Raw genomic sequence first — 14,597 nt, forward strand, 5'->3', positions numbered from 1 at the left:
TTCGCCAGTTTCGACACCCTAGGCCACAACAGCCCAGACCGAAAAGATTACTCGATCTGGGCTATTCGTGGTTTTAAAACTTAATTAATCGACTTATGCGTAAGTGGTGATTACCAAACAAATAAGCCCACGATACCAGCAGATAAGAGTGAAACCAAGATACCTGACAATAACATGTAACCAACGTTCTTAGAAATCAAAGAGTTGGATTCTTTGTCAGCCAAGCCCTTGAAGGCACCGATAATCATACCAGTCGTACTGAAGTTAGCAAATGAAGTCAAGAAGACTGTCAATTGTGCTTGATAATGGGCACCGTATTTAGCAACATCATGAATCGTTGGGGCAATCTTACCCATAACAACGAATTCGTTAGTGACTAACTTCGTCCCCATGTATTGAGCAAATTGGAATGCGTCGTTGACGTTCAAACCCATCAACCATGCAAATGGGAACATGATGATACCCAAGATGTGTTCAAGTGACAGCCATGGGTTGATCAAGCCTAACAGCTTATCGATCAAACCAGCTAAGGCAACGAAGGCGATAACGTTAGCGGCAATGATCAAGATCAAACGGCCGGCACCTAAGATTGAATCACCCAAGAATGAGAAGAATGGTTCTTTCTTACCATCGTCCATTTCGGCTTCTTCAGCAGCAGAACCGCCACCGATTTTAGCAATGGTGTCTTCTTCTGGCTTAACCGATACAGGGTTCAAAATGTTAGTAACGATAATAGCGTTTAAGATGTTCAACGGAATCGCAGTCAGAACGTAGTTACCAGGAACCATCTGGGTATAAGCACCCACAATGGAAGCAGTGATACATGACATCGACATCATAGCCAACGTGACGTTACGTTCTGCACGCATTGATTGGATTTGAAGACGTGAAACAGCCAATGCTTCAGTGTTACCAAGGAACATCATCTCAACTGAGAAGAATGATTCGAACTTTGGTTGACCAGTAATAGCTGATAAACCGCGGCCGATCCACTTGATGATCCAAGGTAAGAAACCAATGTAAGTTAAGATATCAAACATTGGTACAATCAGCAGGATAGGTAGCAGTGAACTGGTAATAAAGTTCATCGACTTAGCAGTCCCACCAAATTGTGGCGTTACCCAGTTAGGTAAGGCAAAGACGATACCTTGATAAGCCACTTGAACTAACCAGTTGAATCCGTTGGCAGCAGCCTGAACGGCATCACGGCCCCAAGCAAAACTAGTCAAGATCCAAGCGATAACCAGGTTAAGCACGAGGACGATAGCAGTTGACTTCCAGTTGATCGTCTTCTTACTCTTCGAGAACAGGAACGCGATCCCGAGATAAACAATGACCCCAATAATGTTGACGATTAAGTACATCGACATTAAACTAAACCTTCTTTCTTATTTTTGCTATACACCGGGTAGCTGAATCGTTAAGAAAACTGCTTTTACTGACATCGTTGCTTGCTACTTAAATTCAGAATAATGGCACGTACTTCGCAACTAGCAACGAGAAAGTTCAGCGCTTTCATAAATCTTCAGACACGCAGGCACAGCTTCAGCAATAACCACCACTCACTTATTTGAAATAAACAAGTAAGCAAAGCCCATTTTACCCTGTTTTAGGGTTTCCGTAAATACACCTTCGATAAATCCAGGTAGCAAATCTACATAAGTTAAAACTCAATGAGTGAAACTAATCACAGAGTATCAACTAATAGACGTTATTTGATATGTCAAAAATGGCAATAAAAAAAGAATCTACTATTCATCTAATGATTAGTAAATCCTTTTACAAGGGAATTTATCCCTCAAAGTTGCCCCTGCCAAGGAATTACATTATACCATTATGCTTGCTAGAATAGTATCGAAAATGGACCCCAAAAAATTAGACTCAAGGTTGAAATGATTGCTTTCACCCTTGAGCCCCTATGAAACTTTGTTGGAAGAGACGAAACCGTTTAACCAGCTTACCCGCTTCGTAAACATTAATTTAATAATCTATCGCCTCAAAAACTTATTTCTAGTCAACTGCCGTAATAGTCTTGTCAATGACATATCAGTTTCAATTACCGTTTAACTAGATGAGATGACACTATGAAACTTTTTGAATCTCATGAACTCAACTCTCTACACTCCAAAGGTTATTACATAACCATCGTATAGACCCAGCCTACATCACATTCGAACCCTTTATAACCCCTAAGAAAATATCACTACATCTAAGACATTCGCACGTTTTAGCAGAAACGCTAAGCATATGACACATATTCAGTTAGTGGTGAAACAAAAACCTTAGGTGGCTAGCGTTCGTTAGAAATTCTCGCTTTGAAACATTGGTGCTTGATGAAACTAGATACTTCGTGAAACTTGTTACTAATGAAACATTCGAACTTTACTTCTGAAGCCTTAAACAGTTGGAACCAAACGTCTTTGCTGTTTGTTGCCAATCATTTACTTCGATCTACAAAACGGGATCAATTCATAATCGGTAAAACTTTACAACTTAGAAACGTCCTGGTACCGGCTTCTTATCTCTTCCACGGTTATATAATAACATGAAATGTAACCGGTTACAACAAAAATGTTCGAACTTTTTTAGGGGAATTTTGTGGGGTCGGTTGAGCACAATTTATTGGCTGTAATTCCCGCTATTAAAGCAAACAGCCCAACGGCCAGTCGTCATTGACCAGCCGTTGAGCTGCTTAAAATCTTGTCGGGACAGCAATCGTGCTTACCCGTTTTTTCACTGCTTATTTTGTTTTAACAACTGCACCATCTTGGGTACCAATAACCACCGTCTTGGTCATGTCCAAGAACAATCCATGTTCAACAACGCCAGTCATATTGCTCAATTCGTCAGCCAAATCGTAAGGAGCCGCGATTTTATCCAAATGCAGGTCAACGATAATGTTGCCCTCATCCGTCCGGAAAAGCTTGCCATCTTTTTGACGAACTTCCGGCTTGTAGCCCAAGTCAGCCAACCGCTTAACCAGCTGATGATGGCCGTATGCCAGGACTTCAACGGGAAGCGGGAACTTGCCCAATTGATCGACGACTTTGCTTTCGTCAACGATCCAAGCGCATTCCTTAGAATTAGTGGCAACCAGTTTTTCCCACGTCTGGGCACCGCCACCACCCTTAATACCGTTGATTTGGGGATCAACTTCATCCGCACCATCGATGGTAATGTCAATGGTATCAACGTCATCCAGCGATTTAATTTCCATACCAAGCTTCCGACCATATTCAGCCGTCCGATTAGAGGTTGGGACACCGGTAAAGTGCACGCCGTCCTTCTTGATACGTTCACCTAGCGCGTCTAATAAGTAACGCACTGTACTACCAGTACCGAGGCCGACAGTCATACCATCTTCCACCAATTCAGCAGCCTTATATCCGGCAATTTTTTTAAGTTCATCTTGAGTCTTCATACGTATCCTCCTGAGTTAGTAAAACGATTTTATTAACTTGAATTCCAGATGTTATTCTATGCGTTTGTTAGAGGACGGTCAAGGACCAAGTGACCACAAGAAACCCCGACACCATCTCCGAATGCTCAGAAATGGTGCCGGGGTCCTATTTGCAAAATTCGTTGAAACACCTCAACTATGCATTATCTGAAACCTGATCAACCTTTTTTACGCTTTGCTCTTACCATTAAGCCAATAGTACCCAACAGAATCACAAGGCCTAATAAGAGTAACCAGTTTTGCTTCATCCATTCACCAGTCTGAGGTAAGAAGCCCTTGGCAGCTGTACCAGAACCGCTAGTACCACTCGTATGAGCTTGCGGTGCTGTTGAACCACCAGTTCCTAACGTACCTGAACCACCGAGAGTATCTTCGGTATCCGTACCAATTCCGGTACCTGGTTCAGACGCTGGCGGAACAAAACCTGGAACGGTTGTATCTGGTTCTTCTGGCGTATGCGGTTCATCTTCAGGTGTTGGGTCAGCGCGGTTGTAGTAAACAACTTTGGCGCTTCCAGGATCGTTAGTCATCACAACACCAGTGGCGGTTAAGCCTTCCCGTTCTGGTGCTTGTCCCTGACTAACGCTAGTCTGGTAGCCATCTGCTGAGTAGTCACTTTCAGTGATCTGATAGTGAGTCCCATTTGGTACCTGCCAACGAATCGTTTCGCCGTCCATCAATGCAAACGAGCTGCTGCCATCCATATCAAGCATCATTTGACTGGTGATGTGTTCGCCAAGTGGTGTTGTCATGACAACATCAACTGTACCAGTCAACGGATTCATCTGATCATCGAGGAAGCGAATGTTGAATTCGAATCCGCGATCACGTTCGCCATTTTCGCCGATCACTGACTTAGTTAAGCTTAGCCAAGCAGTCTGTGGCTGTGCTGGCCGATCGTTGATGAAGGTTACCGCCTGATCTGAACCGTTTTGAATCGTGATTGGATCAGTGGTCGTACCTAGCATTTCGCTACCGTGGTTGATCTGATGACTGGTTTCGTAATCGCCATCAGGAGTTTCGCTAACAACCATGTGCATATTTGCCGGTAAATTACTGATCTGCAGACGTTCGCCACCCTTTAAGGCAACCGTAAGCTGACCATTTTCGAAGGTCACATTGCTGGTAGTCTGTCGGCCATCAGCAGTCGTCTTAGTCGCCGTGTAGTCACCGGTAAACGCCTCATCCGTCTTCCATTCGCCCGTTTCAGTATCTTCAACCTGAGCATCAACCGTAAATTCAAACGCCCGGTTTCTGTCAGTATCACTAATTTCACCTGAGAGTTTCTTATCAAGAACCAGGTTGCCAGTTTCAAGACTGTTGGTAAAGGTAATCCGTGGCACGTCTGTTTCATCCAATGTCACAGGTTCCGCTACTAATCCTTCTTCTGGTGACCCGTTGTTCTTAGCCCAAGTGGTCATCATGTTAGCGATATCTGGATCAGTTTCGCTAACTTGGAACTGTTCGTCATCATTCAGTGGCAAGCCTTCAATCACTGCGTACTGATCTGCTTTCAATTCAAGAGTAGCTTGTCCATTGGTGAATTCTACTTCTGAGTTTTCCTGCAGTTCATTGTTGCTGCGACTGTAAACCTTCACGTTATACTTGCCGTTAAACTCTTCGTTAGTGATCCATTCATCTGTGTCATCCGCATCTTCAGTGTCTGCATCGTTGCTATCTTTGTCCGCAATCTTTTGAGCATCCACTGTAAACTCAAACTTACGGTGGTCGTCAGTGTAAGCGCCCTTGACAATCTTATCTACTCGCAGGCTACCTACTGGATCTCGAACATTTCGGTAAGAAACAACTTCGGTTTGGTCTTCTGTGATAGTGACGTTCGGACGGTTACGCTGGCTTAATTCTTCATAGCTGCCCTCACTATTCACGTTCCAAGTTGCTTTCAAATCATTCGAATCCGTTTCGATGACCGCTAAGCGAACACCTTCTGGTAAATCAGAAACGTTAATCGTCTGACCATCTTTCAAGCTAATTTCTGCTCGGCCACTACGGTCAAACTCAATCCGCTTCGTCTCTGAATGTCCAGAAACGTCGTAACTCTTATTAGCGACCATCCAACGAGTTGAACGACTTGCACGAAGTTCAAACTTGTAGTCTTTATCCTTGTCCGCGTCATCATGAGAGGCCACGAACTTATTCAGTTCCAGCTTACCAGTGGCAATCTTGTTAGTGAAACGCACATGTGCGGTGTCACCTTCTCCAACAGTCACTGGAGCCGCTTTTTCTCTGTTACCTTGCGTTGTACCAATGTCCCAAGTCGTCGTCACTAACCGATTTTGACGTTCTTCGGTTACTTGATATTGACCAGTTGGTAAGTTTTGAATCAACAGCTGTTCGCCTGGTAAAATTGTAACTTCCGCTTCACCATTTTCAAAACTCACTTTTTGCGAAGTCGTCGTCCCATTGGTGTGTGTCAAAGTAGCATCAAATTTACGCTCTAAATCTTGATTTTCATCTAAAGCTTTGATGGTAAACTTAATACCCTTATCCGTTGGGTACGAACCTTCAGCCCGTTTTTGTAGCATTAAACTACCATAGATTGGTCGCGCATTCGTGTAGTTTACAGCGACATTTTTGCCATCTGGAATCGTCACGGTCGGACCGTCTTCGTCATCATCTTCATCACCATTAACGGTGTAACTGACGTTGAAATCAGAGTGTTGTTCTTCAGAGATTTTAAGTTGAACACCTGCAGGTAAGCCAAGCACTTTTACTGATTGGTTATGGCTTAACTTAAGTGTTGCTTGTCCCTCATCATTGAACTTAACATGATCTCTGCCATTAAAGTTGGTTTCAACATCATAAGTTTCATCTGCTACTTTTCCGATATCATCGTCAGCAGCTTGAATAGTGAAAGTAAACTCAGTGTCTTGATCGCCAGGTAGTGGGTTTAAAACCTTCTTATTCAGTTCCAAACTACCATTAGCAATCTTGTTAGTGAACAGAACATGAGTGGTGTCGTTTTCTTTAACAGTAGCGTCATCCGCAACTAAGCCAGTACCGTCGTTGTTATCAACTTTCCAAGTGGTGATCACTGAATCTTCCTGATCGTCTTCAGTAACTTTGTATTCCCCAAGAGGTAAGTTCTTAACTTCCAATTTTTCGCCTGGTTTAATTGAAACGTCGGCTTTACCACCATTAAATTCAACTTTCTTATTAAGCGTTGTACCATCAGTCTGTCGTAAAGTTGCACTAAACTCATCATCTAAATCTTTGTTAGCATCTAAGGCTTCAATCGTAAAGCCGATTGCATCACCTGTCGGATACGAACCTTCAGCCTGCTTTTCTAACAACAGACTACCAGATTTAGGACGCGTATTCGTGTAGTTCACTGAAACGTTTTTATCATCAGGAACCGTCACGGTCGGACCGTCTGCATCCTCATCTTCTTCGCCACCACCAATATTATAAGTTGCATTAAAATCAGGGTGGTTGTCTTCAGTGATTCGCAGGTGGACACCTGCAGGTAACCCAAGAATTTTCACTGATTGGTCATGAGTCAGACTCAGGGTTGCTTGCCCTTTATCATTGAAATCAATGTCGTCCATGCCGTTATTGCCATCAACTGTGAAGGTCCGGTTCTTAACCTTGTTAACGTCATCGTCATTTACACCTGTAATGGTGAATGTAAATGGCGTCACGTTGTCGCCAGGTAGTTGGTTCAACACTTTCTTGTTTAATGTTAATGACCCATTTGGCAACGCATTGGTAAACGTCACGTTGTGCATATCATTCGCATCATCCAATTTAACTGGGTCAGTAACACTCCCTTTACCTGACTGAGAACCAGCTTCCCAACTTGTTTCAATGTGGCTGTCGCCAGTCTCTGCTTCGGTAATCGTAAATTCTGTGTTCAATGGCAGCTCAGTGATAATCACATGTTCATTACCTTTCAGTGAAATATCAGTTTTGCCATTCTTAAATTCTAAAGTACCTGTGCTGTCAATGCCACCTTGAGCATTATATTTAGCAAATGGATATTTACCATTCACTGTATCATCCGTCTCAATTTCAAACTTGAATTGTTCATTAGCAGAAACTGAGCTTGAAATTTTCTTCATTAAATTAATTTGACCAGATTTGCTAAAGCTGTTCTTGTAATACACATATTGTGGCTCATTTGAATTGATAATTACTGAGTTATCACCATTACCATATTCACCACCGTTAATGGACCAAGTGGTTTCCAGGTTATTTGCTTCCGGTTTTTCCTCAGTAACTTTAAGTTTCGTACCCTTTGGTAGATTCTTAATATAAACATATTCTTGGTCAGATAGTTCAAAGTTAACTTTACCTTCTGAGTCAAATTGAACCGTTCTTAACGCGCCTTCCGCATCATAACGATTTCCCTTTACTGCAGTTTTACTGTCATCGTTAGCTGCCTCAACCGTAAAGTTATACTTCTTGTTATTATCTGCTTGAGATCCGCCACTAACTGTCTTTCTAACTTCTAGGTCACCAAGGTCAGCCGTGTTTAGGAAGCGAACTCTCACTGGACTTGCATTGTTTTCTTCAAGTTCGAATTTCTCGGTTGTATAAGCGTTTTGATATTCGCCACCGTTAACCGAAACTTGTGTTGCATAACCATCTTCACGGTTAACTTCGCTAACTTGGTAGTACCAAGGAGATTTGCTACCATCAGCAGCAACCTTTTCAATCGGTAACTTTTCAATCGTACGGCTGTCTGCTCCTGGAACAGTTATTTTCTGGCTAATACCGTCTACAAACTTCACTTGACCTGAACTACCATATAGGTCATAAGTGCCATTAAAACTGGTATCAACATTACCATTTTCGTCTAATGCACGCACTTCAAAGTCAAATTCTTTTGAGGAAGCAATCTTTTCAACGTCTTTCCGGATGGTTAAACCGCCAGTTGGTACATCATGGTTATTGATCTTCGGATTATGATTCTGCCAGTTTTCTGCATCATGTCTGTCCTTATCGAAGACAAACTCAGCTAACTGGCTATCTTTATCATTTTCCGGAACACCCACTTCAACAATGCGGTACTCCAGTAATGTCCCCAGCATATAGAATTGGAGGAAACCTTCTTCATTAGAAGTCACTGGTTCAATCTTCTTTCCATCCATGCCGACTGCATCTGTCCATACGCCGCTACCTTTTCGAGACTGCTGCAGCTTAAAGGTTGCTCCAGGTAATGGCTTGTTAGCATCGGCATCCATTTTAAGGAATCGAACACCCCAACTTTCAATAAACGCGCCACTGGTAATCTCATAAGAATCGCTGTAGCCGGTGTTATGACCATTTGCTTGAATCGTCACACCGTTACCGTAAGAGTTGCTCTTACCAGTCATCGTTGTCTTATAGTTTAGGTGAATTGGCCGTTTAACTTCTCGTTCAAACGTGATTATCATCTCGTCTGGATATTGTTTGACTGTATAATCCTTACCATATTCTAGAACTTCAGTCCTGCCAGATTCATCCACTTCTACATTATATTTACCGTCTTTTTCCGTGTGTTTAACATCAACGAGGCTAATTTCAAGATCATCTGGGGCTACCCCATGAATATGATCACCAGTCAGTTTATCGGTAATAACTGGTTTACCAATGTTCATACTCGTTGCGTTAAGAATAGCGTTCCATTCAATCTTGTTATCTTTCACTGCGCCATGTTGCTTTTGACCATAAATACCTGTCGTGGTCAGTGAAGCCTGGGCTTCATCTTTAAAAGCCTCTTTACTGCCAAAGGAAACTGCCACATCATTTAAGAATTCGTGTGAGTCCGGCAGGCTAACATCTTCATCACCTTTATTAGCTTCATTCCACGCCTTTAAATCAATTGGTGTTTCAAATTGTAATGAAAGGTATGAATAGGTTTTTTCTGGTGCTTTTTCAGTGAAAGTAATCTTAATGGTTGCTTCTTCCGGATCATCTTCATTGAAAGTAAGCACATAGTGGTCTTTTGAAATTGGTTGTGGATCTTTACCATCTTTATTTAACGCATAAAGCTTATATGGCGAATCTTCAGCGTCATCAGGAAGAAAACTGAGATACTTGATGCCACCACGATTAAGTGTATCTTTCACCGTGATTTCATTCACGTCGCCAGCTTTTGCGCTAAAGTAAGTGTTTAATCGACTACCAATACCTACTGACCACTCAACGGTATTGTCTTTGCTTTCTGGATTATCCGTCAGCTTAAGTTCGCCGCCTTTATGACCATCGCGAACATAGTCAGGATCAAAAGATACAGAGGCATCCGCATACTCATGACGTTGATTGTTGATCACAGCACCAACACGGTTGAGATGTTCCTTGCTATTCCATTCATGTTTGGTTTGAATCTTGATTGAAATTTCTTCTCCTGAGAGGTACCCGCCATCAAATTCAAACTGAAGTGCTTGATTCCCAGTTGTTCCATTTTCATCAAAATTAAACAGTGTCTTATCGTTAGTTCTATTTTGAGTAGCCATCCCTCGTTTAATGGTCAAACCTTTTATGCCATGACTATCAAGATTGTTCAAGTCGATTCGCTCACCTTTAACCTCAACATATTCAATATCATCGGTCTTTACATCATCCGGTAACACATCGATGACTTTCAAAGTATTGAAGGTACGTCCTGCCTGGTTAACGGTCATCGACCAGTTGATAAAGGCATCTTCGCCTTCGTGCACTGTTCGATCTAGTTCACCGCTTTTGGTAATCAACTGACCACCATGTCCACCAATTTCACCACTATCCTGACTACCATCATTTAAGGAAAGTGAAATAGTGTTGTTAACGTTATTTAGTTGCCCTTCACCGTCTTCTTTAGTTCGGTAAGAAAGATAGAGTTTCTGATCATTACCGGTCTTTTCGAGCATTGCAATCAAGGCATCTAGAGATGCGTTATCATTCTTGGTATCGATAGTCATTACTTTATTCATATCAGTGATGTCAACTTCTTCAAAAGACTCGGTAACATCTGTATCTTTACCAATATTGGTAATCTTTAAATCAAGTAAATTCTCATCAAAAATATGCGTTCCCTTCAGCGTATCAGTGATTTTCATTGTCTTTAATGCTTCTCGTTTTTGTTCTAGGGTTGCATACTGAGACATATCGATCATGATGGTTGCGTTCCAATAATATAGCCCTTCTATAGGATCGTACTTATCGTATGCCTTCGTTATTTGTGAGTTAGTTACATCGGCGTAAGCATCTTCTAAATTAACGTTTTCGCCAAATGAACCACCGACTTTATTGGCAAATTTACCAATTGCACCTTTTTCGTATGCAGTGGTAAATTCAAAAGTTAAACTGCCCTCAACTTCACGATCAGAAGTACTCGTCAACTCTTGCGATGTTTTACTTGGATCTTCCGACCAACCCTCAAACTCATCTTTCAGACTATCCTTAGTTTTATCGTTACTGTAATAAACATTCCAGTCTGTAAAACTATGTTGCTGATTATTTGCTAACTGCAAGGTATCAGTTAAAGTGATATCCTTGAAATATTTTGTTGCGCCTTGACTGGAATTATGTCTTAAAGTCACCGTCCAACGAATCTCATTGCCACCGATAAATTTACCGCTTTTAGCTAATAAATCTTCAGTTTGAACTGGATCGACAGTAATTGTTGCTTCTTCACTAAATTCAAATTCGATTGGCTCTGACCCATTATATTTGTGGTCGAATGACATATTGTAATGCACATTTGTGTCATTCATCGTTTCATTAGTGAAAATCACTTTGATCTCTTGGAATGCTCGACCATTCGCAGCGGGATCATCATTACCTTTCGCCTTATAGCTTAATTCCCATTCAGCATATTTATTACCGTTTGTATCAGTAATATCACCAGTTGGGCCTTCACTGTCCGCTGCGTCACTAACCCCATAAATTCTAAAAGTATAGTAGTCGCCCTCTTGAACGGCATGGGTACCCAACTTTTCTAACAGTTTTGCTGATTGCCATTCATACGTCAGTGTGAAATCACCTAACTCAGAAACGTTTGCGTTATCATCCGTTAAACTAATTGGATTCTTGTTAGGTTGCTTTAACGTAATTGAATCAAACAAGCTTTTACTTAAGGCACCTTCGCCAGTGTTATTTTGCAAAATAGTATTCAGGTTCGTCCCAGCCCGAGTTTCCTTCTTATCGTTACTTTCCCGCTCCACACCATCTTTTTCGCTCTCTGCATTAGCAGTACGCGCGTTCTTCTTCAGAGTGTCAGCGGTCTTTTCATCTTCTTTTTTCTTATCTTCAGCTTCTTGTTTAGCTTTGGCTTCAGCTTCTCGTTTAGCCTCAGCCTCTTCTTTAGCTGCGTCCTCTTTGGCCTTGTCTTCCTTAGCCTTATCTTCATTTGCATCCTTCGCAGGCGCTTCTGATTCAGCGTTCTGCTCCGGTTGTTGCGCATCTTCTTTATCCTGTGCTTCTTGTTGCGCTTGTTGTGCCTGTTGCGCTTCTTGAGCCTGCTGCGCGTCAATGAATGAAGTCAGCGACTGTACCATATTAGCTGGCAGCTCAGTCGGTGTCCCAGCTTCCTTCATCTCTTCTTCCGTTGCATTTTCGCTGACCACCGCTAATGGCTGAAGATGTTCACGTTGCGAACCCAGCGCAATTGGCAGGATCATGCTGGTCATGGGTGCCGTGAATTGAACCGGTACCTTCAGTTTGAAAGTCGCACTGGTTTCCACGTTCTTCCATTCCAGCTGCGGTTGTTTATTCTTACGGCGTTCAAAGATCAGGGTGGCGTTGGTGTCCGTCACTGCAGACTCAGCCTTCACCTGTTCTTGCATCACCTTCAGTTGGTCCTCTGGCAGCCACATGTCTGCCTTACCATCAGCGTTCTCACCATCCTTATTATTGACCGTCACCGTCATTTCCAGATTGTTGGTCTCATTGACCTTCACTTGCCTGGCCCTATTACCCTGTGCGTCACTTAACTGGACTTCAGATAATTCGGTCCTGGACCGATCATCTGCCAGTGCCAGCACGCTTTGGTAAGAAGTTCCGAATACAAGCGTGATCACTGAGACAACTTGAATCAGTAATTTCTTCATAAGAATGCCTCCATTCACGTGTATAAGCGCTGACCTATCTAATACATTCACAATAAAAAATAGATGTGCGCGGATTTTGGAATTTTTGTAATATTTTTATGAATTTGGGCAAGGAAACCCGTTCTTTTAAGGACGTGTTTCCTTGCTTTTTCTGACATTGTTTGTTGGCAATCGGTTGGGAATATCGTATAATGAGAACATATGTTTGCTAACGATAAAACCAAAGGATGTTACCGCTTATGACACTAAAGGCGATTAAAACCCGCATCTATCCCACTGCACAGCAGCAGGAAAAAATCACGGCTAACTTCGGTTACTGCCGTTTCGTTTGGAATCAGCTACTCGACATGCAGAAGCAACGCCATGCCAACGGGGGCAGTTATGTTGACGAATTTAGTATGAACTACCTCATTAAATGTTTGAAACAGGAATACCCCTTCCTTAAAGCAGCTGAATCGACTTCTCTGTTGCATGTGAGTTGCGACTTGCATCACGCTTATCAAAAACTATTTAAGGAACATCGCGGGTTTCCGAGGTTCAAATCTCGTAAGTTCCCTAAACAAAGCTATCAATGTAACGCGATCAACCACAATATTAAAGTGATTGATCAGCATCACCTTAAGCTGCCCAAACTGGGATACCTGAGATTTAAAACTGGACGACAACCAGTTGGCAAAATTAAGAACGTGACGATTCGACGCTCTGCTACCGGTAAGTTCTACGCCGTTATTTTGGTTGATACTGATATTGAGCTATTAAAACGCACTGGTAAGATTATTGGTATTGATATGGGCATTGCTGATCTCATGATTACTTCCGATGGGATCAAATACCCCACCATCAGATTTGATAAACGGCTTAGTAAAAGAAAACATTACTGGGAAAAACGTTTGGCTCGGCGCAGACGTCAAGCCAAAAAGGAGATTGCTTGGGATAAACATAATCAGGTACCCGAACCCAGAGAGTTGGCGGATTTCAAAAACTACCAGAAGGCTAAACAGATGGTAGCTAAATATCATGAAAAGATTGCCAATCAACGGGATAACTATCTGCACAACATCACCAAAGAACTGGTTGAACAATATGATGTGATAAAGATTGAAGATTTGAAAACCAAAAATCTGCTGAAAAATCACAAGCTATCTAGGGCAATTGTCAATCAGTCATGGCGAAAGCTGCGTACAATGCTAGAATATAAATGTGCTTGGTATGGAAAACAGCTGATCACTGTTAACCCTCGCAAAACTTCACAAATATGTTCAAGCTGTGGCTACGATGATGGCAGGCATACCTTAGACATTCGCCAGTGGACGTGTCCAAGTTGCGGCATTAATCATGATCGCGATATCAACGCCGCAATGAACATTCTAAAAACAACCGCATAATAAAAGACCAACTGGGCTGGAACAGCCCTTAGTCAATAGCCGTAACCTCTGCGTACCATTCTCTGGATGATGCGTAAGTCAGCGGTGTTCCTAGAAGCGCGTTACTTTAGTGACGAGTAGTTCACGAAGAGCTTTTTTCTTGAAATGACGCTACTGCTTGTGTTACTCGTCCATTAACTTGCTACGAATGCGTTTCTGCCACTTATAAATGGTCTGACGGGAGACACCCCACTTTTGACTGATTTCACTGGGCGTCAGCTGATAATAGATGCGGTCGATCAAGAAGCGGCGTTCCGCCTCATTGCATTTACCCAGCCACCCTTTCAATAGTTCGGCATCAATCGTCTCGGCCACCACATCCAGCATCTGTGGTACTCCCGACAAGTCGACTTCACTGGTTTCCAAATGCTTGGTTTCCCGTTGCGTGGCCTGTAATTGATTTAAAAATCTTCTATATAAAGCTTGATGTGCATAAGCTAAAAACTGTTTCGGCAATTCTTGAGGATTTTGCGGATACTTTTGATAAATGGTGACAAATAAGATCCAGCCTTCTTGAACGAGATCCTCAAATCGGGCGTCATTTTGGCGAATACCCAGTTTCTTTAACGCACTGTAAATAATCAACTGGTGGTCGTCCTCTGCTAAAAAGTCAAAAGCTGCTTGTGCTGTTCTATCCATTATATGAACCCCTTTTTATAAAGTGATCCATAGCGCTATGGT

5 protein-coding genes are annotated in these 14,597 nt (G+C 42.3%); 1 reads left to right on the forward strand and 4 read right to left on the reverse strand.

Annotated features, from left to right (window positions below; translation table 11 throughout):
- Positions 1-110: 110 nt before the first annotated feature.
- From CES82_RS05840 to CES82_RS05850, 3 genes are all read right to left on the reverse strand, one after another.
- On the reverse strand, positions 111-1,364 hold the full coding sequence (locus CES82_RS05840; protein WP_098824819.1) for a NupC/NupG family nucleoside CNT transporter: 1,254 nt from the start codon (positions 1,362-1,364) through the stop codon (positions 111-113).
- 1,376 nt (positions 1,365-2,740) lie between these two features.
- Positions 2,741-3,421, reverse strand: a complete 681-nt coding sequence (gene rpiA, locus CES82_RS05845; RefSeq protein ID WP_098824425.1) for a ribose-5-phosphate isomerase RpiA — start codon at positions 3,419-3,421, stop codon at positions 2,741-2,743.
- A 197-nt stretch (positions 3,422-3,618) separates the two neighbouring features.
- Positions 3,619-12,492: a DUF7601 domain-containing protein gene (locus tag CES82_RS05850; RefSeq protein ID WP_098824427.1), complete on the reverse strand. Its 8,874-nt coding sequence runs from the start codon at positions 12,490-12,492 to the stop codon at positions 3,619-3,621.
- A gap of 239 nt (positions 12,493-12,731) precedes the next feature.
- On the opposite strand from CES82_RS05850, the gene CES82_RS05855 reads away from it, so the two are divergent.
- The gene (locus tag CES82_RS05855; protein ID WP_098824428.1) at positions 12,732-13,877 is read left to right on the forward strand and encodes an RNA-guided endonuclease TnpB family protein; all 1,146 of its coding nucleotides are present in this window, start codon (positions 12,732-12,734) and stop codon (positions 13,875-13,877) included.
- A 162-nt stretch (positions 13,878-14,039) separates the two neighbouring features.
- On the opposite strand, the gene CES82_RS05860 is transcribed toward CES82_RS05855, so the two are convergent.
- On the reverse strand, positions 14,040-14,555 hold the full coding sequence (locus CES82_RS05860; protein ID WP_098824430.1) for a sigma-70 family RNA polymerase sigma factor: 516 nt from the start codon (positions 14,553-14,555) through the stop codon (positions 14,040-14,042).
- Positions 14,556-14,597: the final 42 nt, after the last annotated feature.

Origin of the sequence: Secundilactobacillus silagincola, from assembly GCF_002583405.1 — a bacterium.
GTDB classification, from domain to species: Bacteria; Bacillota; Bacilli; order Lactobacillales; family Lactobacillaceae; genus Secundilactobacillus; species Secundilactobacillus silagincola.

What these genes read in the sequence shown, in the direction of transcription:
- rpiA (WP_098824425.1), bottom strand. Translation starts at nt 3,421, where the DNA reads ATGAAGACTCAAGATGAACTTAAAAAAATTGCCGGATATAAGGCTGCT.
- CES82_RS05860 (WP_098824430.1), bottom strand. Translation starts at nt 14,555, where the DNA reads ATGGATAGAACAGCACAAGCAGCTTTTGACTTTTTAGCAGAGGACGAC.
- CES82_RS05855 (WP_098824428.1), top strand. Translation starts at nt 12,732, where the DNA reads ATGACACTAAAGGCGATTAAAACCCGCATCTATCCCACTGCACAGCAG.
- CES82_RS05850 (WP_098824427.1), bottom strand. Translation starts at nt 12,492, where the DNA reads ATGAAGAAATTACTGATTCAAGTTGTCTCAGTGATCACGCTTGTATTC.
- CES82_RS05840 (WP_098824819.1), bottom strand. Translation starts at nt 1,364, where the DNA reads ATGTACTTAATCGTCAACATTATTGGGGTCATTGTTTATCTCGGGATC.